The organism is Homoserinibacter gongjuensis, assembly GCF_030161875.1.
Lineage (GTDB): Bacteria > Actinomycetota > Actinomycetes > Actinomycetales > Microbacteriaceae > Homoserinibacter > Homoserinibacter gongjuensis.
Genome location: NZ_BSVA01000001.1, coordinates 2141363 through 2163192, shown reverse-complemented (window position 1 = coordinate 2163192; position 21830 = coordinate 2141363). Strand labels below are relative to the sequence as shown.

The 21830-nt window shown below is 70.5% G+C and carries 9 protein-coding genes and 4 pseudogenes; 3 read left to right on the top strand and 10 right to left on the bottom strand.

What is annotated here, in order from left to right:
• Positions 1-45: 45 nt before the first annotated feature.
• From QQK29_RS11640 to QQK29_RS11605, 8 genes and pseudogenes are all read right to left on the bottom strand, one after another.
• Positions 46-474 carry a hypothetical protein gene (locus QQK29_RS11640; protein WP_284300460.1) on the bottom strand — a complete coding sequence of 143 codons (429 nt, stop codon included), beginning with the start codon at positions 472-474 and terminating at the stop codon, positions 46-48.
• Between the two features lie 48 nt (positions 475-522).
• Positions 523-1628, bottom strand: a pseudogene (gene mnmA, locus QQK29_RS11635) (tRNA 2-thiouridine(34) synthase MnmA).
• Positions 1629-1739: 111 nt separating this feature from the next.
• A complete protein-coding gene (locus QQK29_RS11630; protein WP_284300458.1) occupies positions 1740-4967 on the bottom strand; it encodes an alpha-amylase family protein in 3228 nt (1075 codons plus the stop codon).
• Positions 4883-5326 carry a hypothetical protein gene (locus QQK29_RS11625; RefSeq protein WP_284300456.1) on the bottom strand — a complete coding sequence of 148 codons (444 nt, stop codon included), beginning with the start codon at positions 5324-5326 and terminating at the stop codon, positions 4883-4885. Before QQK29_RS11625 ends, QQK29_RS11630 begins: the two co-directional genes overlap by 85 nt.
• Positions 5327-5387: 61 nt before the next feature.
• A complete protein-coding gene (locus tag QQK29_RS11620; protein WP_284300454.1) occupies positions 5388-8876 on the bottom strand; it encodes a golvesin C-terminal-like domain-containing protein in 3489 nt (1162 codons plus the stop codon).
• A 42-nt stretch (positions 8877-8918) separates the two neighbouring features.
• Positions 8919-11075 (bottom strand): FAD-dependent oxidoreductase, encoded by a 2157-nt coding sequence (locus QQK29_RS11615; protein WP_284301963.1) that lies wholly within the window; start codon positions 11073-11075, stop codon positions 8919-8921.
• Positions 11076-11223: 148 nt separating this feature from the next.
• Complete coding sequence (locus tag QQK29_RS11610) at positions 11224-12507, bottom strand: ABC transporter substrate-binding protein (protein ID WP_284300452.1); 1284 nt, start codon at positions 12505-12507, stop codon at positions 11224-11226.
• Between the two features lie 47 nt (positions 12508-12554).
• Positions 12555-14381, bottom strand: coding sequence for an ABC transporter permease (locus QQK29_RS11605; RefSeq protein ID WP_284300450.1), 1827 nt, complete (start codon positions 14379-14381; stop codon positions 12555-12557).
• Positions 14382-14511: 130 nt separating this feature from the next.
• Between QQK29_RS11605 and QQK29_RS11600 the strand changes: the two genes are divergently transcribed.
• Entirely contained in the window at positions 14512-15282 is a 771-nt protein-coding gene (locus tag QQK29_RS11600) for an IclR family transcriptional regulator (RefSeq protein ID WP_284300448.1), read from the top strand.
• A 118-nt stretch (positions 15283-15400) separates the two neighbouring features.
• On the opposite strand, the pseudogene QQK29_RS11595 reads toward QQK29_RS11600, so the two are convergent.
• Positions 15401-16571, bottom strand: a pseudogene (locus QQK29_RS11595) (cysteine desulfurase family protein).
• Between the two features lie 67 nt (positions 16572-16638).
• Between QQK29_RS11595 and glgX the strand changes: the two are divergent.
• Positions 16639-18707, top strand: a pseudogene (glgX, locus tag QQK29_RS11590) (glycogen debranching protein GlgX).
• A gap of 10 nt (positions 18708-18717) precedes the next feature.
• Entirely contained in the window at positions 18718-19188 is a 471-nt protein-coding gene (gene ybaK, locus QQK29_RS11585; RefSeq protein WP_284300446.1) for a Cys-tRNA(Pro) deacylase, read from the top strand.
• Positions 19189-19243: 55 nt separating this feature from the next.
• Here the strand turns inward: ybaK and glgP are convergent.
• A pseudogene (glgP, locus tag QQK29_RS11580) lies at positions 19244-21798 on the bottom strand (alpha-glucan family phosphorylase).
• Positions 21799-21830 lie beyond the last annotated feature (32 nt).

Here is a 21830-nt window from a genome sequence, read left to right as displayed (position 1 = left end):
CCTAGGCGGCACCGCCGACGCCGGAAGGGGTTGCGGCCCAGCGCCCTACGACGCCAGCAGCAGGATGCCGAGCGCCAGCAGGAGCAGCACCTTCACCGTCTCGAGCGCGACGAAGCCGATGTGCAGCGCGTGCCGCGGCTGGCCCTCGGACAGCTCGCCACGACGCACCCGCGCATCCATCCGCGGACGCAGCACGCCGGCTCCGATCGCCAGCACGAGCACGAGACCCAGCACGATCGTCACCGTCCAGGGCGCCGGCGGCCACGCGAACACGAGCGTCGCGACGAGCACGAGCGCGAAGACGCCCTCGATGAGGTTGAGTGCACGGAACACGAGCCGCCCGATGCCCACGCCGAGCGCGATCGTGATGCCGGGTGCGCGGAACTTGAGCGACGCCTCGAGGAAGGAGATGCCGAGCACCATGCCCAGCCAGACGAAGACGATCGCGGTCTGCATGGCGGGCACGGCATCCATGTTTTCTGTCTACCGCTCCCGTACGCAGCGCGCTACGGACCTAAGTCCTCAGCCGGCGGGCGCCAGATCCGCCGCGACAGTGCGGTCGATCGTGCACTGGCCGACGACGCGCGTGCCGACGTAGACGACGGCGGTCTGGCCGGGAGCGACCCCTCGATCGGCTCGTCGAGACGGGTGACGAACTCGCCCCCGTCGAGGCGGGCCCACGCCGGCACGGGGTCGCCGTGTGCGCGCACCTGCACCTCGCACGCGAAACCGACCACGGCATCCGCGGGCGCAGCCCCCGCCCAGGTGTACCGGGAGCCCGCGAGCTCGGCGATCGCCAGCGCCTCGCGGGGGCCGACCACGACCTCGTTCGTCTTCGGGCGCACCTCGAGCACGAAGCGCGGGCGCCCGTCGGGTGCCGGGTAGCCGATGTTGAGCCCCTTGCGCTGCCCCACTGTGAAGGCGGCGGCACCCGGGTGCGTGCCGATGCGCTCGCCGGAGCGGTCGAGGATGGCCCCCTCCTCGGCGCCCACCTTCTCGGCGAGCCAGCCGCGGGTGTCGCCATCCGGGATGAAGCAGATGTCGTGGCTGTCGGGCTTGGCCGCCACCGAGAGCCCGCGGGCCTCGGCCTCGGCACGCACCTCGGCCTTGGACGGAGTCGCGCCCAGCGGGAACCACGCGTGCGCGAGCTGCTCGGCCGTGAGCACGCCGAGCACGTAGGACTGGTCCTTCGCCCACGCGGCCGCGCGGTGCAGCTCGACGCCGTCGGCGCCCTGCCGCACCTCGGCGTAGTGACCGGTGACGACCGCGTCGAAGCCGAGCGTGAGCGCCTTCTCGAGCAGGGCGGCGAACTTGATGCGCTCGTTGCAGCGCATGCACGGGTTGGGCGTGCGGCCGGCGGCGTACTCGGCCACGAAGTCGTCGATCACGTCGGCGCGGAACCGCTCGGAGAAGTCCCACACGTAGAACGGGATGCCGAGCTTCGCGGCGGCGCGGCGCGCGTCCATCGCGTCTTCGATCGTGCAGCATCCGCGCGACCCGGTGCGCAGGGTTCCGGGGTTGCGGCTCAGCGCCAGGTGCACACCGACGACCTCGTGGCCCGCCTCGACGGCGCGCGCAGCCGCCACGGCACTGTCGACGCCACCGGACATCGCCGCAAGGATCTTCACCTCAACAGGGTACGCGCGGCGCGCCCGCGTCCGCACCCGGCGCCCGCGCCGCCCGCGTGCGTCCGCCCGCCCACATCCGCCGCCCACACCGGCCCGCCCACATCCGCCCGCTCACATCCGCCCGTCCACGTCAGCGCGTCCGAATGTCGAAAATGCAGGAGTCGAAAGGAGCCGCCGGCAAACTCTCGGGACTCGCGCGCCCGACACGCCCGGGTTCTCCTGCATTTTCGACATAGGGGGTGGGGGCTGGAGAGCGGATGCGGGCGACGGCGCGGGCCCGGGCGGTGCAGTTCCGGCGGTGAGACCGCGCGGCTGGAGTCCGCGCGAGTCGAGAACGCGCGGCGGGAGAACGCGGCGGACCGCGGGAGAACCTGCACAGAGCCCCCGCGGCCCGCCTGCACACCGATATCGGACCGGTGTGCGGGTCTCTACTCGCGCAGCCGGCGCTCGGCTCGGCGCCTGCTGTGCACGAGGCTCGCGCAGCCGAGCGCGAGAGCGAGCGCGGCGATCGCAGCCATCAGGAACACACCCTTGGCCCCCGTCGAAGCGAGGTCGGGATCGGATGCCGCCGCCAGCGTGAAGGAACCCCACGCCGCGAGCGTGCCGTCGGCCGCGTACAGCGAGAGCGTGTGCGCACCGGCGGGCAGGCTCGACGGGACCGGGATCCGCACCGTGCCCGCAGCATCCGCCCGGAACCAGCCCAGGTTCACCGGGTCGGAGTGGGCGACACCGAAGAACCACTCGCTCGCCGCACCCGCGCCGAGCTCGGCGACGAGCTTGCCGTCGACGAGCCGCAGCGTGCCGAGGTCGAGTGCCGGGTCGAGCTCGCTCGGGTCGAGCGGGTCGATCTCGGTGTCGGGCTCCTCCGCCCCGGGATCGGTGCCCGGGTCGTCGGCATCGGCGACGACGTAGTTCTCGCCGTACGCGATCGGGAATTCGAGAGCGCCCGTCACCGCGTCGACCGTGCTCGCCACCTCGGCGCCGGAGCCGTCGCGCACGACCAGATCGCGCCCGTCGACGTCGGCGAGCGCCGCCGTGTCGATCCGGATGCTGCCCGTCGTGGTGCCGTCCTCGCCCACGGTCGTGTAGACGGTGCCGTCCGCCGCCATCGGGAAGACCTGCGCCTCGAGCGCGTCGTCGACCTCGTGCACGAGCACGCCGTCGCCGCCCACGAAGGCCGGGATCTTGCCGAAGGGCTGCGGGTAGGCCGCGAGCGTCGTGGGACCGGTGAAGGTCTCCCCGTCTCGATGTCCATCCACTCCCCGCGGGCAGGTAGATGTCACGCGCGGTCGCGGTGGTCGCATCCGCACCGTAGAGCGGCGCCACGAGCAGCGACGTGCCGAGCATCCACTCGTACTGCTTCGCCGTCTTCGACACGAGCTCGTAAGTGGCGGCATCGTGCGGGTAGGCGATCGGCAACGGCGTCGCCGTGTAGGGGTAGCCCGTCTCGTACGACGCGATGGCCGCCGCGTAGATGTAGGGCTGGTACTCGGCGTGCCACTGCGCGGCGGCGATCGTGGCGTCGACGAGCGAGGTGTCGCTCATGACCCACGGCTCGTTGCCGAACGACATCGACGGCGACATGGCGGCGTACATCGCGTTGCGGGCGAGGTACTTCTGCTTGTCGGCGTTGGTCGACAGGTCGGCCATGATGCGGCCGCCCACGATGTCGGGGTAGTAGTTGGCCTGGCCGCTCGCCGCGTAGGCGAGGCTGTTGATCACCGTGCGGTCGCGGTCACCGGTTCCCTGGTTGTAGTCGGTGTCGTTGATGCGCAGGATCGAGCCGGGTACCGAGTAGGCGCTGTTGCGCACCATCATGAGGGCCCCGTCGTCGGCGAGCGCCGCGTCGATGTTGTTGACGAGGTCGTTCATCGCGAACGCGTTGTTCGCCGTCGCGTTGAACATGTGGTCCTCTTTGAAGCCGTCGGCCTCCCAAAGCCGCTCGTGCTCCACGAACCAGGCCACGGCATCCGCGTTGTCGGGATCGATCAGGTACACGCGTCCGCTCGGGAACGAGATCGTCGAGAAGGTGAGCGGGTCGCCGTCCTCGTCGGAGATGAAGTAGCCGGCGTCGAGCGCCTCCTGCACAAACGGTCCGTCCTTCTCGGGGTCGTAGGTGCCGCCGTCCTCCGGCAGGGCCGGGAACGACTGCCGCAACCCCAGGATGAGCGCGATGTCGTTATCCGCGAAGAAGCTCTTGTAGGCATCCGGGTCGGGGTACTTCTCGCCCCACATCCCGAAGCTCGACGTTGTGCCCTGCGCGCCGCCGACATACGGCCAGAACCCGGAACCGGTGACCGCCCAGCTGATCGGGAAGCCCTTCGCGAGGTAGTCGGTGACCGACTGCGTGATGGTCGCCTGGTTCGTGTTGTAGCCGAGCGCCCCGTACGACTCGTAGCCGACTCCGAAGAAGGTGTAGTCGGGCCGCGCGTCGAAGTACCCGGCAGCGTTGCGCGCGTGCTTGTAGGCGCCGTAGATCGTCGGCAGGTCGCCGAAGAAGTAGTGCAGGCCGTCCATGCGCTCGCCGGTCACGCCCAGCAGGGTCGCCTGGCCATCGATCTGCACCGCGAGATGGCCGCGATCGAAGGCGACCTCGGCGAAACCGCGGTCCGGGAACACCGCGAAGTTCGACACGAAGCGCTGCTCGGTCGTGCCGCCGCTGGTCTGGGCGTAGTAGTCGAGGTTCTTCACGCCGTAGGCGTTGAGGCTGCTGCGCCAACCGCCGAGGTCACCGAGCCCGTAGGCCGGGTTCATGCCGCCCGCGAGTTGCGCGCGGATGACGGACGTCGCGGCGCCGTCGGGCGCGACGTCGATGTCGGCACTCGCCTCGCTCACCCCGACCTCGACCGTCGCCGTGCGGCCGTTCGAGAACAGCACCGCGAACTCCACGCCGTCGGCGTCGGCCGAGACGAGCTCGGCCGAGACGGCGGCGCACAGCTCGGTGGTGTCGGCGCCGAGCAGCAGGCCCGTCGTGCCATGGGCAGGCGCGATGCTCGCACCGTCACGCTCGAATCCGTAGCGGAATCCGGCGCGATCGATGGTCATGGCCCAGGCATCCGCCTCGATGCGCACACTCGTGCCCGACTGGGTGAGTGTGTAGGCACCGTGGTCGGCGGGCGCCGCGTCGACCACGCTGGGAGCGGTCGTGACGGTCTCGCACGCCGCACCGAGCGGGGCGATCCGCACCGCATCCGCGCGGGTGATGGCCTTCTGGTCGGGCTTGGTCACCGCGTCGCCGGGGCTCGCCGTGACGGTCAGCGTGACCACCTCGCCTTCGTCGAGATCGAGGTTGCCGAGCACGTTCCACGCCCCGCCGTTGCGGGTCTGGTCGACGAGCACCGGTCCGCCGCTGTCACCCCCGAGGTGGTCCAGCTGTAGGAGACCTGGGTGCCGTTGTCGACCGACTCGGTGTAGTAGGTGCCGAGCTGGTACCGCGAATCGGCGGGCGCCTCGAGCTGCCAGCTGGCGGTGTCACCTTCGGTGCGCGAGTAGCGCGGCTGGATGCCTCCGTAGCTGGGGTCGCGCGCCGTGGTCCACGTACCCACCTCGGTATAGCCGGGGCTCTGCGTTGTCGCGACGACGGTCGAGGGTTCGGCGGCGGCGGCGCTCTGTGCGCCGGCGAGGCCGAGGCTCGCGAGCAGCGCCGCGCCCACGGTTACGGCGATGCCGCGACGCACCCCGGTGCGTGTTGTGCTCAAGGTTTGCTCCTCTGCGTTAGCTGTTGCTCTGCTTCGTGCGCGTCAGGTTGTTTCGTGCGCGTCAGGGTGTGGCGCGGCGGCGGCGTTGCAGGATGAGGCCGGTCAGGATCGCGCAGCCGGCCAGCAGCAACGTGAGGGCCACCGCACCGACTGAGACACCGGTGGCGGCCAGGTCCGCACTCCCCGGCGCTGCGGCGACCGAGAACTGCCCCCACGCCACGAGGGCACCGGATGCGTCATACAGCTGCAGGGTGTGCACCCCAGCCGGAAGACCCGCCGGAACCGGCACCGTCACCTGACCTGCCGCATCCGCCCGGAACCACCCCAACTGCACCGGCGTCGAATGCACCACGGCATAGAACCACTGGTCCGCGGCAGCCGAACCCAGCTGCGCGATGAGCTCACCGTTCACCAGCTCGAAGTGCGTGGCAGCCAGCTCGAGCGACGGGTCGGCATCCTCCGGATCCACCACCGTCGGCGTCGTCGTCGGCGGCTCCTCACCCGGGTCCGCACCCGGGTCGGGGTCGGTGCCCGCGGCCGTGACCGTCACGGATGCCGACCGCTCGAACGGCCCGAGACCGTACGACACGGTCACGACATCACCCTGGACGGCACCGAGTGCCGCGAGATCCAAGTCGGCGGTGTAGTCGAGCGCGTTCGCACCCGTCTGCGTCACCGTCACCGGCGTGGGCGCGCCATCGTTCACCGACACCCGCACCTCACCCGTGTTGCCCCCGGCAGCATCCATGTTCAACGGAGCCCGCAACACCACACCCACCGAGCCGTCCGCGGGAGCAGACACCGCACCCAACGACACCGCCGTCGCCGTGAACGCGCGCCACGCGAGCGCCTCGAGCCAGGCCGTATTGAACGTCACCCAGCCCTCCGTGTGCCCGATGTTCGACACCCCGGGGTTGAACGGGTAGTGACCGTTCTTCGGGCTGCCGTCGAAGACGCCGTGCGAGCCCTGCAGCAGGCCGTTGCCGCCCTGGTACTCCGAGAACCACCCCAGGTCGAGCCCCTCGAAGGCGAGCTCGGGATCGTGGATGCGGTACTGCGCGGCACGCCCCGTGGGGTTGCGCCCGAAGACGTCATCGACGTGCGCCTGGGCGATCTCGGCGAGGCGCGCATCCGTGTCGGCGTCGCCGATCAGCACGGATGCCGCGAGCGCCGCCGCCGGGAAGCCCAGCAGGTTGCCCGTCTCGTTCGGGTCCTCACCCGATCCGCCGCCCGTGAAGTTCGGGATCGTCCAGCGGTCGTCGCTGTACTTGCGGAAGTCCCACATGTTGTCGGACCGCTCGATCACGACGTCGGCCCAGTCCTGGGCGAAGGCGCCGAGCCCCGCAGGCACGCTCTCGGCGGGAACCGTGAGCGCGAGCGTCGCGAGGGCCGTCATGAGCTGGTACTCCGCCTGGCGCTGACCCTTCGTCGTGGCCGGGTCGCTCACGTCGAGGTTGTCGACGATCCACTGCGCCTGCGCGAGGGCCGCGTCGAGGTACTGCGGCGCATCCGCCCGCCCCTCACGCTCGGCCACCTGCCACATGCGCAGGTTCGGCACGATCGAGTGACCGGGCGGGAACTCGCCCTTCCCGGTTCCGACCTGCGTGTAGACCTGGAGCAGGTCGGCGGTGTGCGCGGTGTAGTCGTACCAGGAGTACCGGCTGTAGCTCGCCTGCGACCAGATCGGGAAGAGGTAATCGCGCACCGCCTCGTAGAGCTCGGCCGGGATCCACTCCGACAGCTCGGGGTAGACCCAGAGGAACGAGGCGAGCTGCTCCTTGATCAGCACGTGGTCGTACTGACCCGTGAGGTAGATCTCGGCACCCCACGAGATGAGCCGCGCCACCTCGGGCGCGTCGGCGTCGAGCGGGTACTGCAGGCCGGAGTAGGTGGCCTCCGGCATGCGGATGTCGCCGATCGCGCTCGGGTTCGCCAGATACAGGTCGACGAGGGTCGGGATCTCGAACGACAACTGGTGCGAGTCGCGCCAGGCCAGACCTGTCTTGCATTTCGCGTCGGTGCCGTTCATCGCCTGGCCCGCGAGCGCGCCGTAGAAGCAGCGCACGTCGGTCATGAAGGCGATCGCGTTGAGGTAGCTGATGCGCTCGGTCCAGTTGGCACCGATGCCGAACTCGTACGACTCGCCGTCGCCCGCCTCGCCCGACAGCAGCACACGGTACGGGCCCGTGGATGCCGGGTCGAAGTCGCTGAAGTCGCCGATCTGGCCCGCGATGGTGCCCTCGTAGACCACCGAGTCATCCGCGTCGACCACCTGGAACGTCTCGCCGTCGAGCGCGCTCGGCGCGGTGAAGCGCTTCACACCGCCGAGGTCGAAGCCGGTCTGGTTGATGATGACCGGCTGCGGCGAGCCCGCACCGGTGCTGGGCGTCCAGGAGCAGCCGCTCGCGGTCGTGGGGTGGCCCGCGGGAGCGGCGCTGAGCTGCTCGATGCCGATGCCGCCGAACTGCGCGACCGACTTGTAGGCGCCCAACGAGATGCTTCCGCCCGCGAGGCCGGGCTCGACGGCGGCCACGAGCTCGCTGTTGACGTAGACCGCCGTGATGCCCTCGGCGCGCACGACCTCGAGCTGGAACCACTCGCCCGCGACGATGGGAGAACCGCCCTTGCAGAGAATGGTGCCCGCGTTCGGGCGCGCGATCTTGAACTCCGACGGGGCGAGCTGCACGGCGAGGTTGTTCGCGGTCGTCGAGTACGGCGCGAGCAGGTCGGTGAGCAGGTTGACCGAACCGGCCGTGCTGTCGATCTTGACCGAGAGCGCGATGCGGTACTGATCGGGGAGCTCGATCGGGCTCGTGGGGCGGATGTAGCTGCCCGACGACGACGCCGCGTTCGAGACGCCGAGGTAGTCGAACTCCGCCGTGCCGGGCGACCAGACCCCCAGATCGCTCGTGCCGACGGCCGTCCAGTCGGCGAGGCCGTCCTCGTGCGCGTCGGAGAACGGGAGCCCCGTCTCGAGCGGCGGCACGGTGCCCGCGTCGGGCACCAGGCGTGCGGATGCGGCGCGCGTGTTGGGGCCGCCCGCGGTGCCCGAGCGCGTGAGCACGAGCATCGCGTCCTCACCCGCGTCGAGGTCGACGAGGCCGATCGTCGCCCACGTTCCGCGTGCCGCGTTCTGGTCGACGACCATGCTGACCGGCGCTCCCGCGCCGCCCGTGACGCGATAGGCCGCCTTCCCATCCGAGTTGGCGGCGTCCGGGACGGCCACCTCGACGCGGTAGACACCGTCGGCCGGGGCGGTGAGCTGCCAGCTCGCGGAGGCACCGGTGCCCGTCGTGTAAACCGTGGGGGCGGCGTCGGGTCCGAGCACGGCGCTCGACGACCAGCTGCCGGAGGTCGAGAACCCCGGGTCCTCGACGGTGACGGTCACGAGGTCGGCAGCCACCGCAGGCGACATGGCGGCCGTGCCGAGCAGCGCCGCGACGAGGCCGGAGGCGAGGGTGAACGCGACCGCGCGCCGGGGTACCCGCGGGCGACCGGTGCTGGTCGTGGTCGTCGACGCGCGGAAGCGCGCAGCGTGGTGGTGACGCATCGTGATCTCCTTCGATCAGCTACCGGGTGAGCGTCGGGCGGGTCAGTAAGCCCGAAGCGAGACGACGCGGGCTTGTCCCGCTCCGTTGGTGGCGAGCACACGGATGCGCGCGGCATCCGTCGTGATCGGGTCGAACTCGTGCACGCGCTGACGACGACGGTTCTCGACCACGCGGGCCACCTCCATCCACTCGCCGTCGCGGCGCACCTCGAGCACGTAGTCGCGCACGAGCTCGGGGAACACCTCGTCGGGGGTGCGGTGGTGGTGCAGGGTGTTGAGCTCGACGTCCTGGTCGTCGTCGAACACGACACGCAGGCACTGCAGCTCGACGGGCTCGTCCCACTCGAGCCGCAGTTGCTGCGGGTTGTCGGCCGCGATCGGCTCCGACGCCCAGAGTTGCGGACCGCCGTAGTAGCGCTGGTAGCCGCCGACGGCCTTGGCGGCGGCGAACGCCTCCGTGGCGGGCTCGAGTCGTGCGCGCACGGTGCGTCCGCGCATCGGGAACGCGGGCCAGGCGATGAGCGCCTCGGACTCGTCGACCTCGACGTTGGCGTCGCCGTCGGCCTGCGGGTCGTGCACGAGCGTCAGCACCCCGGGCACCTGGGTCGCGCGGTAGACGAGTTCTGCGCCCTCCTGCGCCTCGACCACGACGACCACGCTCTCCGGGTGCTCGGGGTGCCAGTCCAGGGGAACGCGCACCCACTGGGGTTCGGGCGATCCGATGACCGCGACCCGCGTGGTTAGGCGCTGGTCGATCGGCACCGCGTTCTGACGCTGCCCCGTGGTCCACAGCGACACCGTGAGTTCGGCATCCGCGGGCACCCGCATGAGCAGTTCGACGGCGTCGAGGTGCGGGTCGACGGGCACCAGCAGGCCGACGTCGCGCGTGAGCGGCAGCAGCTGGTCCTCGCCGCCGGGGGCGAAGACCGCGGGATCGATCGAGGTCGCCTCGCTCGAGGCGGTGACGGTCGCGCGCAGGGCGAGGTCGTCCGGATCCTCGTTGCGCACGCCGAAGACGGATGCGTCCTGCCGCAGCAGCAACTGGCGCAGCTCGGACGCGTGGTGCTCGGCGATCGCACGCGGGCGCACCCCGAGGTCGAGGGCGAACGAGGCGCCCGTGCCCGCGGCCTCGCCGCCGGCCGCGCAGGTCGCCATGACGCGCGAGGAGCCGAAGGCGACGTGGCTCGCCGAGATGTCGCGGCCCGCGAGCAGCAGGTTGGCGACGTTGCGGGAGTAGTAGCTGCGGAACGGGATGCCGTAGATGCCGTTCGAGTAGCGCTGGTGCGCTCCCGGTTCGGTCGCGTACATACCCTCGACGGGGTGCAGGTCGATCGACCAGCCACCGAAGGCGACGGCGTCGTCGAACTCGGTCTGCTCGAGGATGTCGTTCTGGGTGAGCACGTGGTCGCCGACGAAACGGCGGTACTCGCGCTTGCCGGGCAGCGAGCCGACCCACTCGAGATCGAGCGTCTCGGCGTCGAACTTGCCTGAGTTCTTGATGTAGTCCCAGATGCCGAAGATCACCGAGCGCAGTTCGTCGCGGATCTCCTCGTTGTCGTGCACGATGTCGAGTTCGCCGCCGTACTCGATCCACCAGTAGTGCGCGCCCGAGTCGCCGCTGCGCAGGATGCGCGAGTCGGGGATCGGGGTCTGGGTGATGTCCTTGGCCGAGTTCGGTGGCACGAACTTGACCGGGCGGCCGAGGTCCTTCGTGTAGAAGAGGATCGTGGAGCCGAGGAACTTCTCGTCTGCTTCGTCGGGCGCCCACGACTCGTCGAACTCGCTGCGGGCCTCACGTCCCAGGCGGTACTCGGCGCCGGCGAGGTGCCCGATGAGCCCGTCACCCGAGGCGTCGATGAAGTAGGGGCTCGTGAACTCGGTCCAGATCTCGGAGCCCATCGTCCAGCCGCGCACACCCGTCACGACGCGCTCGCCCTCGATGTCGGCCGCGTCGACCTCGCGCACATCCGTGTTGAGGAACAGCCGGATGTTCGGCTCGGCCCGCACGGCATCCATCACGACCTCGTCCCAGATGACGGGGTTGCCCTCCGGGTTGCGGTACTGGTTCTCGACGTAGAGCTCGCCGATCACGCCGCTCTCGCGGGCGAAGCGCTGGATGCCGTGGGCGGTCGCCCCGACCACCCACACCCGCACTTCCGAAGACGAGTTGCCTCCGAGCACCGGCCGGTTTCCGATCAGGGCGACGGTCTTGCCGAGTCTGGCTGCGCTGATGGCAGCGCAGACGCCGGCGAGACCTCCCCGATGACGGTGATGTCCGAGTCGATGGTCTGAGTGCGCATGGTGTCCTGTGTCAGTACGGGTGAGGGTGGGCGGGGCGGATGCGAGGTCAGCCGATGAGACCGGCGATCGTGGAGCCGGCGCTCTTCATGGCGTCGGCTGCCGACGACTGCCCGATGAGCACGGCCTGCACCTGCTCGGCGACGGCGGTCTCCATCTGCGCGTAGCCGGGGTAGACCCACAGCGGGCTCGGCGTCGCGGTCGAGGTGACGCGCGAGGTGAAGTCGCTCACGAAGGTGTTCGAGGCGACCGCGTCGGAGGCGAGTGCGGCATCCGTGGTCGGCGGCAGGCCGAGGGCCTCGAAGTACGAGACGGTCTGCTCCTCGTCGCTCGTGAGCCACTGGGCGAACTCGGCGGCGGTGCCGGCTCCTTCGCCGTCGACCACGACGACGAGGTGGCCCCAGAGCACGTGCTGCGGGGTGTCGCCCGACTTGAGCACCGGGCGCGCCATCGACGTCATCTTGTCGCCGAAGCCGCTGTCGGGCGACTGGGCGACGACGCCCGCCTTGCCGACCGGCGCGTCGTCGTAGAGCGCCGTCGCCGCCTGGGCGAACAGCGTGCGCGCGCCCGCACGGTCCACGTCGGGGGCGATGAGGCCCTCGTCGAAGAGCTTCTTGTACCACTCGACGGCCTTGATGGAGGCCTCGTCGCCGACGGTCGTCTTGCCGTCTTCGATGATCGGCGAGCCGAAGGTCTGCATCCAGACGAAGATGTCCTTCAGCTGGGCGGCCTTGGTCGACGCGGCGTAGGGGATCACGCCGATGCCCTTGAGGGCGCGCAGGCCCTCCTCGAACTCCTCGATGGTCTGCGGCTCGAGCGAGGCGCCGGCCTTGTCGAAGAGCTCCTGGTTGGCCACCGGGCCGATCGCACCGATGGTCCACGGCAGGCCGTACTGCGTGCCGTCGACCTTGCCCGCACCGAGCCCGGCGCTCGTGTAGCCGCGACCCGTGGTGAGGCTCGAGAGGTCGGTGAGCTTGCCGAGTGCGGCGAGCGCCGAGATCCAGGCCACATCGAGCTGAGCCGCACCCGCGAACTGCCCGCCACGCACCTGCAGGGTGAGCTGGTTCAGGTAGTCGTTGTAGGGGTAGGTGACGGGCGTCCAGTCGACCTTCTTCGAGCTCGCGAAGCCGTCGACGGCTGCTTCGAGCACGGGCTTCGTGGCGTCTTCCGACAGGCCCCACGAGCCGAACGCGAAGTCGGTCGCGGTGCCGCCGGTCGACGGCGCGTTGGGTGAACCCGTCGGCGCGCAGCCGGCGAGGCCGAACAACGCGGCGCCGCCGATACCGATAGCCGAGTACCGCAGAAGGTCGCGGCGGGAGAGTTCGATCGTCATGATTCTCCTTCGAACATGTGATTGGGGATGGGTGTTGCGGGAGGGAATCAGCCCTTCACAGCGCCGGCGGTCAGACCGCCGACGAGGAAGCGCTGGAGGAGGATGAAGGCCACGCACACCGGCACCGACACGAGCAGCGATGCGGCCATGAGCGCCGGCCACGAGGTGCTGGCCTCGCTGATGAAGGTGTTCACGAGTCCCGGCGGCAGCGTCTGCTTGTCGGGGCCCGCGAGGGTGAGCGCGAAGATGAAGTCGTTCCAGCCGCGCACGAAGGCGAACAGGCCGGATGCGATGAGGCCGGGGGCCGCGAGCGGCAGGATCACCGAGTGGAAGATCCGCCACGGACCCGCGCCGTCGATGCGCGCCGCCTCGATGAGGTCGTCGGGGAGCGCATCGAAGAAGCCCTTCAGCATCCACACGCACAGCGGCAGCGTGAACGTCGTGAACGAGATGATGAGTGCGAGATAGGTGTTGAGCAGACCGAACTGCGCGAACACCAGGTAGAGCGTCACGAGCAGCAGCGCCTGCGGGAACATCTGGCTCGAGAGCACGAAGTACATGAGCGACTTGCGGCCGGCGAAGCGGTACTTCGAGAACGCGAAGCCCATGTACATCGAGACGACCACCGAGAGCACCGCCGTGATGACCGACACGATCACGCTGTTGCGCAGGTACCCGAAGATCGCGGGGTTGCCGAGCACCTCGCCGTAGTGCTCGAGGGTGATCTCGCTCGGCCACAGGGTCGGCGGGAAGCGGAACACCTGATCGGTGGGGGTGAGCGAGGTGACGAGCAGCCAGTAGATGGGCGCGAAGGTGAACAGCGCGATCAGGACGAGCGTGATCCAGGTTCCCCAGCGGATGCGTCCCTTGCGGCGGCCGCTGCCCTGGGGCGCTGAAGAGGCGCTCGCGAGCACCCGTGCCTCGACGGCGGTCATCGGGCCGCTCCTTCTCAGAGGTCTCGCTGCGCTCGGAGAGCCACACGTACACGACGGTGAGCGCCGTGAGCAGCACCATCCACAGCAGGCCGAGGGCGCCCGCGTGACCGAGGTCGTATCCCTTGAACGCCGTCTCGTACACCTCGGTGGCGAAGGTCGCGGTGGTACCTGCGGGGCCTCCCCGGTGAGCACGAAGATCATGTCGAAGTGCTGGAAGTTCCAGATGAACTCGAGCAGCACGACGAGGCCGGCGACACCGCGGATGTGCGGCCAGGTCACGGCGAAGAATCGGCGCACCACGCCGGCGCCGTCCATGGCGGCCGCCTCGTGCAGCTCGCCGGGGACCGTCTGCAGGCCCGCGAGCAGCATGACCATGATCCAGGGGAACGAGTTCCAGGTCTTGGCCAAGATGAGCGCGCCGCGTGCGGTGTCGGTCTGGAAGAGCCACGCGATCGGCGAGTCGGTGAGGCCCGTGCTCATGAGGATGCCGTTGAGCACGCCGTAGTTGGCGTCGAAGATCCACATCCACAGGAACGACACGACGACACCCGGGATGAGCCACGGGATGAGGAACGCGCCGCGCAGGTACGACTGGCCCCGGAAGCGCTGGTTGAGCACGAGCGCGAGGGCGAGGCCGATGAGGAACGGGAAGACCGTCGAGCCGACGGTGAAGATGAGCGTCTGGTAGGTGAGGCGCAGGAAGTCCTCGCGGAGCACATCGAGCACGTTCTCGAGACCGACAAACGTCATGCCCGGGAACAGGAGGCTCTCGTCGAAGAACGCCGAGATCAGGGAGCGGATGAGCGGATACAGCACGACCGCGCAGAGCAGTACGACGCCGGGTGCCAGCAGGAACGCGAGGAAGGCGCGCTCCGAGAGCGGGGTTCCGCGGCGCTGCCGGTCGGGTCGGGCGGCGCCGCGCACAGAGGGTGAGGTCATCGTCGTCCTTCGGGTGTGTGCTGCAATCGTGCACAGGCTTGCCATATCGCGCAAGTCTCATGCACTATGTGAATAGACGGCCGGATGTTGCGGTCGTCTGTTCCGCGCTGCCCCCTACGAAGGACACCCGATGGCATCCGACAAGAGCACCAATCAGAGCGTCGAGAAGGCGGTTGCCGTGCTCGAATCGTTCGCCGACGGGCAGCCGCGCCGGGTGGGCGACGTCGCGCAGGCCGCCGGCATCACGCAGTCGACCGCCTCGCGGCTGCTCGCGACGCTCGAGACCGCGGGGCTCGTGGAGCGCGACCCCATCACGACGCTCTACTTCCTCGGCTCCGAACTGCTGACCCTCGCCGGCGTCGCCATCAACCAGAACCCCGTGCACCGGGTGGGCAGGCAGATCGCGCAGAATCTGGCATCCGAACTGGGGCTCGGCGTCAACATCGCCATGCTGCGCGGAACGGAGCTCGTCTACCTGTGCCACTTCGAGGGCCGCAACTCGCCCAAGTCGCACACCCTCATGGGGCAGCGCGTGCCCATCCACGCCACGAGCATCGGCAAGTCGACCCTGCCCGGCTTCAGCGCCGCGGCGCGCCGTGCGCTGCTACCGCTCACGGCCTTCACCGAGGCCACCATCACGGATCCGCTCGCCCTCGAGCGCGAGGCGGCACTCGCCGCGCGCCGCGGCTACGCCACCGAGGTCGAGGAGTTCGTGCTCGGTCGCGCCTCGGTCGCGGCCCCCATCCTCGATCAGCTCGGGCGCATCGTCGCCGCCATCTCGATCTCGGGGCCGCGCACGACGATCGACCTCGAGACGCGCGAGGCGGAGCTCGCCCGGATCGTCATCGAGACGGCCGACCGCATCAGCTCCGGCCTCGGCTACCACGGCCCCGCGAGCTGACCGCCCCGCTCTCCCCCGACCTGCTATGTCGAAAATGCAGGAGAGTTCGGGCGTGTCGGCGACGGCGCGCCGGTAAACAGGCGGAAGCCCGCGGAGAACTCCTGCATTTTCGACACGATCAGGAGGCGGAGGCGGAGGCGGAGGCGGCCGCGCGGGCGCGGGCGACCGCGTCCGGCAGGGCCGCGAGCAGCGCGTCGATGTCGGCGTCGCTCGTGTCATGGCCGAGTGTGATGCGCAGCGCCCCCGCGCCTCCGCCTCGGGCACGCCCATCGCCAGCAGCACGTGCGAGAGCTCGGGCACGCCGGCCTGGCACGCCGAGCCGGTCGAGACGGCGATTCCGGATGCGTCGAGCAGGTAGAGCAGCGCGTCACCGTCGGCACCCGCGAAGGTGAAGTGCGCGTTGCCGGGCAGGCGCCCCTCCCCCGGCGCCCCGCGCAGCACGGCACCGTCGACCGTGGCCAGCACGCCCGCCACGAGCCGGTCGCGCAGGGCGGCCACCCGGGTCAGCGGCAGCTCGCCAACCGCGCGCGCCGCAGCGACACCGAACGCCGCGGCCCCCGCGGCATCCTGCGTTCCGGACCGTCCGCGCTGTTGATCGCCGCCGTGCAGCAGCGGCTCGACGGTCGCCGTACGGGCGAGCACGAGGGCACCGATGCCGACCGGGCCGCCGACCTTGTGCGCCGAGACCGACACGGCATCCGCCCCCACCGCGTGCACGTCGATCGGCACCTGCCCGAGCGCCGCGACGGCGTCGAGGTGCACGGGCACGCCGTAGCGGTGCGCGAGCTCGACGATCTCGGCCACGGGCTGCAGCGTGCCGACCTCGTTGTTGGCCCACAGGGCCGTCACGAGGGCGACCTCGTCGGGGTCGACCGCGAGCGCCGCCGCGAGCGCATCGAGGCGGATGCGGCCCTCGCCGTCGAGTTCGACCCAATCGATGCGCGCGTCCTCGTGGCGGCCGAGCCACTCGACGGCGTCGAGGGTCGCGTGGTGCTCGCCGAGGGGGCGATGATCCGGGGCCGCCGGGCGTGCGCGTTGCGGGCCCAGAACATGCCCTTCACGGCCAGGTTGATCGACTCGGTGCCGCCGCTGGTGAGCACGACCTCCACGGGGTCGGCGCCGAGCGCGTGGGCGATCGCCTCGCGCCCCGACTCGAGCAGCTCGCGCGCGGCCTGGCCCGCACCGTGGATCGAGGCAGGGTTGCCCACGAGCCGCAGCGCGTCGGTGTAGGCGGCGAGCACCTCATCCGGCATGGGCGAGGTCGCGGCGTGGTCCAGGTAGACCGCCATACCCCTCCGTTCGCCCGCGCACGGCCCCTTGACGAGAGCGCCGCGCGCACCACCTAACCTAGACGTCATGCCGCACGCCGACCCGATCCGCGACCTCGGCGTGCGCCTCACCGCAGACGGCGGCGAGCTGCGCGTATGGAGCGCGAACGCCACCTCGATCGAGCTGTGCATCCTCGAGCCCCAGAGCGACTGGGTCGCCGAGCGCCTTCCCCTCACCCGCGGCGATGGCGACGTGTGGAGCGTCACGTCGCCCGCACTCCGTGTGGGCACCCACTACGCGCTCAGCGTCGACGGACCGAAGGGCGCCACCCACGCCTTCGACCCCGAGCGACTCCTCCTCGACCCGTACGCGCGCGGCCTCGCACGCACCCCCGAGGGTGGGTGGCGCGCCACCGTGCCCGACACCGACTTCGACTGGGGCGGCGCCACGCGGCCCGGCATCCCGCTCGATCACACCGTGATCTACGAGGCGCACCTGAAGGGACTCACCCGGCTGAACCCGGAGGTTCCCGAGCAGCTGCGCGGCACCTACGCCGGCCTCGCGCATCCGGCGACGATCGCCTACCTCACCGAGCTCGGCGTGACCGCGGTCGAGCTGCTGCCCGTGCATCAGTTCGTGTCGGAGCAGCGGCTCACCAAGATGGGTCTCGTCAACTACTGGGGCTACAACACCCTGGGCTTCTTCGCCCCGCACGCCGCCTACGCCACGCGCGAGGCGCAACAGGCGGGCCCGGATGCCGTGCTGCGCGAGTTCAAAGGCATGGTCAAGCTGCTGCACGAGGCAGGTCTCGAGGTGATCCTCGACGTGGTCTACAACCACACCGCCGAGGAGGGCCGCGGGGGCCCGACCACCTCGTTCCGCGGCATCGACAACGCGAGCTACTACCGGCAGGACGCCGACGGCACCTACATCGACACCACTGGCTGCGGCAACACGCTCGACTTCGCACTGCCCGCGGCGCAGCGGCTCGTGCTCGATTCGCTGCGCTACTGGGCCACGGAGCTGCAGGTCGACGGGTTCCGCTTCGACCTCGCCGCGACCCTCGGACGCGGCGCGGATGCCGCCTTCGACCCCGAGCATCCGCTGCTGCGCGCCATCGTCGAAGATCTCGCGCTGCAGGGCGTCAAGATGATCGCCGAACCGTGGGATGTCGGGTTCGGCGGCTGGCAGGTCGGCAACTTCCCGCGCGGCTGGTCGGAGTGGAACGACGGCTACCGCGACCGCATGCGCAACTTCTGGTTGCGCGACATCGCCCAGGCGCGCGCCATGGGCACCGCGAGTGAGGGGATCGGCTCGCTCGCGCGGCGGCTCGCGGGCTCCAACCACGTGTTCGCGCTCGAACGCGGGCCGCTCGCATCCGTGAACTTCGTGACGGCGCACGACGGCTTCACCGCGGCGGATCTCGTGACCTACGACCGCAAACACAACCTCGGCAACGGGGAGAACAACCGCGATGGCACGAACGACAACAAGTCCTTCAACCACGGCGTCGAGGGGCCGAGCGACGACCCCGAGCTGCGGCGCATCCGGCGCAAGGCGGTGCGCAACCTGCTCGGCACGCTGCTGCTCTCGGCCGGCGTGCCGATGCTGACCGCGGGCGACGAGTTCGGACGCAGCCAGCGCGGCAACAACAACGCCTACTGCCACGACTCCGAGCTCACCTGGCTCAGCTGGGATCGCAGCGACTGGCAGGAAGACCTCTTCGAGGTCGTGAAGACCCTGATCCGGCTACGTCGGGAGAACCCCGCACTGCGGCCCGTGCGCTATGGACGCTGGGGGAGACGACGCCGGGCGCCAGCCAGATGGACTGGTACAACAAGGACGGCGCCACGATGAGCATCGAGGACTGGGACTCGCCCGAGCAGCGCACCCTGCAGTACCTCGCCGCCTCGACCCCCGTCGAGGAGCCCTTCAACCGCATCCTGCTCGTCGTGCACGGCCTCGAGACCGAGGTGTCGGTGCGCCTGCCCGCGCACGAGGGCGTCGATCGCTACACGCTGCTGTGGGATTCGGGCCACGACGACATCAGCGAGGTGCAGGGCGATCACCGCCCGGGCGACGAGCTCATGATGGCGTCGACGTCGATGCTGCTGTTCCGGGCCGAGGGCTCCGAGCCGGAGGGAACGCACGGATGAGGTGCCGCTGATGGCGGGGACGCCCGCGACGGCCGCGCTCGCCTCGGCCGGCATCCCGTTCACCGAGCACGCCTACGCGCACGACCCGGCCAACCGCGACTTCGGCATGGAGGCGGCGACCGCGCTCGGGCTCGACCCGGACCAGGTGTTCAAGACGCTGCTCGTCGACGTCGACGGGCGCCTCGTCGTGGGCATCGTTCCGGTGACCGGCAAGCTCGACCTCAAGGCGCTCGCGGCGGCCGTCGGCGGCAAGCGCGCCGCGATGGCCGACCCGACGCTCGCCGAGCGACGCACGGGCTACGTCGTGGGAGGCATCAGCCCGATCGGGCAGAAGACCCGGCACGAGACGGTGCTCGACGAGACCGCCGAACTGTGGGATGTCGTCTACGTCTCGGGTGGGCGTCGCGGCTTCGACCTGGGGCTCGCGCCCGCCGACCTCATCCGGGCGACAGGCGCGGTGGTCGCCGACATCGCGCGGTGACGCCGGTTTCGAGACGCGCCGCTTCCCGACGCTCCCCAACTAGCTGAGCAACCGCCTACTGCGCCACCGCGACAAGGCCGAGCTCGGCATCCGAGGCGAGCAGCGGATGCCGAGGCACGATGCGCACGGTGTAGCCGAACGCTCCCGCGCGGGCGAAGCGCACGGCGCCCGTGTAGACGGCGGGCCGCCCGAGTTCGTGGCTCTCGAGCGCGAGCGGCACTGCGGCGGTCTCGCCCAGCTCCTCGCCGGCCCTCGGGCGGCCGTGCACGAGCTCCACGGAGACGTCGTCGGGCGTGAGGTCGCCGAGCTCCACGAGGGCGCGCACATGCAACTCCTCCCCCACGTGCGGGGACGCATCCACACCCCCTGACTCGACGTGGGCCACGTGCACCTCGGACCACCCGGTGCGCACCCGGGCCACCCAGTCGGCGAGCGCTCGCGCGGGCGCGAAGCCGTCGGCCGTCACCGCGCGCTCGGATGCCCCGGCCGGCAGGTAGAGCCGTTCGACGTACTCGCGCACCATCCGCTCGGCCGAGAGGGCGGGCGAGAGCGCCGCGAGGGTGTGGCGGATGTCGGCGACCCACGCGCTCGGCACCCCGTCGGCGCCGCGGTCGTAGAACCTCGGGGCGATCTGGTGCTCGATGAGGTCGTACATCGCGGCGGCCTCGAGCGCGTCGCGTTCCGCGGCGTCGCCCGCGGTGTCGGCCGACGGGATCGCCCAGCCCAGGCCATCCGCATGGAACTCGGCCCACCACCCGTCGAGGATCGACAGGTTGAGGGAGCCGTTGAGCGCGGCCTTCATGCCCGAGGTGCCGCATGCCTCGAGGGGCCGCAGCGGGTTGTTGAGCCAGACATCGCAGCCGGGGTAGAGCTTCTGCGCCATGCCGATGTCGTAGTCGGGCAGGAAGACGATGCGCCCACGCACCTCGGGGTCCTGTGAGAACTCCACGAGCAGCTGGATGAGGCGCTTGCCTCCATCGTCGGCCGGATGCGATTTGCCCGCGACGACGAGCTGTACGGGCCGCTCGGGGTCGGTGAGCAGCGCGCGGAGACGCTGCGGGTCGTGCAGCATGAGGGTGAGGCGCTTGTAGGTGGGCACGCGCCGCGCGAAGCCGATCGTGAGCACCTCGGGATCGAGCAGCTCGCGATACCAGGCGGGGGCCGCGGCGCCGGGATTCTGCTCCGCCCACGCGGCCGTCATCCGGCGTCGCGCATCGTCGACGAGTTGGCCGCGGAGGCGACGGCGCAGGCTCCACAGCTCCGCGTCGGTGACGGCGCTCGAGGTCCAGTCGCACGCGGTGGCGTCGTCGGTGCCGAGCTTCGAGCTCGCGAGGCCGCGCACCTGAGGGTCGGTCCAGGTGGCCGCGTGCACGCCGTTGGTGATCGAGGTGATCGGCACGTCATCCGCGTCGAATCCCGGCCAGAGCGCGCCGAACATGTGGCGGCTGACGTCACCGTGCAGGCGGGAGACGCCGTTGGCGCGCTGCGCGAGACGCAGCCCCATGACGGCCATGTTGAAGGTGTCGGGCGTGCCGCCCTCGTAGTCTTCCGCGCCGAGAGCGAGCACGTCGGCGGGGTCGACCCCGGGCAGCAGCCCGGCGCGGACGTAGCGCTCCACGAGCGGTGCCTCGAAGCGGTCGATGCCCGCCGGCACCGGCGTGTGGGTCGTGAAGACCGTTCCCGCGCGCACCACCTCGAGCGCCTCACCGAAGCTCAGTCCCTCGCCGATGAGGGCGCGGATGCGTTCGAGCCCGAGGAAGCCGGCATGCCCCTCGTTCGTGTGGAAGACGCTCGGCTCGGGGATGCCCGCGATGCGCGCATAGAGCGCCACCGCCCGCGCGCCGCCGATGCCGAGCAGCAGCTCCTGTAGGAGGCGGTGTTCTCCCCGCCGCCGTAGAGGCGGTCGGTCACGGTACGCAGCGCGTCGGTGTTCTCGGGGATGTCGGTGTCGAGCAGCAGCAGCGGCACGCGCCCAACGGCCAGCAGCCAGATACGCGCCGTGAGCGTGGCGCCATCCGGAAGCGCGAGTTCGATCTGCGCGGCGGCGCCGTCGGCATCCCGCAGCACGCTCATCGGCAGGCCGTCGGGATCGAGCACGGGGTAGCTCTCGAGCTGCCAGCCGTCGGGCGAGATCGCCTGCCGGAAGTAGCCCGAGCGGTAGAAGAGACCGACGCCGACGAGCGGAACACCGAGATCCGAGGCCGCCTTCAGATGATCGCCCGCGAGGATGCCGAGGCCACCGGAGTACTGGGGCAGCGCGTCGGCGATGCCGTACTCGGGTGAGAAGTAGGCGATCGTGGCCGGCGCATCCGCGAGGCTCTGGTACCAGCGCGGCTCGACGAGGTAGCGCCGCAGTTCGTCGCGCAGCGCCGTGGCCCGTTCGACGAACGCCGCATCGGCGGCCAACTCGTCCAAGCGCGCGGGTGGCACCTCGCCGAGCAGCCCATAGGGGTCTTTGCCGAGCTCGTCCCACAGCTCGGGCGCGATATCCCGGAACAGTTCGAGGGTCGGCTGATGCCACGACCAGCGCAGGTTCGCAGCGAGCTCCTCGACCGGGGCCAGCTGCTCGGGCAGCACGGGGCGGACGGTGAACCGGCGGATGGCTTTCACTCGGCCCAGCCTAGGCTCGCGGTGTTAACACC

Excerpts from the sequence above, each read along its gene's own strand:
- QQK29_RS11640 (WP_284300460.1), bottom strand. The coding sequence starts at position 474 with ATGGATGCCGTGCCCGCCATGCAGACCGCGATCGTCTTCGTCTGGCTG.
- QQK29_RS11620 (WP_284300454.1), bottom strand. The coding sequence starts at position 8,876 with ATGCGTCACCACCACGCTGCGCGCTTCCGCGCGTCGACGACCACGACC.
- QQK29_RS11610 (WP_284300452.1), bottom strand. The coding sequence starts at position 12,507 with ATGACGATCGAACTCTCCCGCCGCGACCTTCTGCGGTACTCGGCTATC.
- QQK29_RS11605 (WP_284300450.1), bottom strand. The coding sequence starts at position 14,381 with ATGACCTCACCCTCTGTGCGCGGCGCCGCCCGACCCGACCGGCAGCGC.
- QQK29_RS11600 (WP_284300448.1), top strand. The coding sequence starts at position 14,512 with ATGGCATCCGACAAGAGCACCAATCAGAGCGTCGAGAAGGCGGTTGCC.
- ybaK (WP_284300446.1), top strand. The coding sequence starts at position 18,718 with ATGGCGGGGACGCCCGCGACGGCCGCGCTCGCCTCGGCCGGCATCCCG.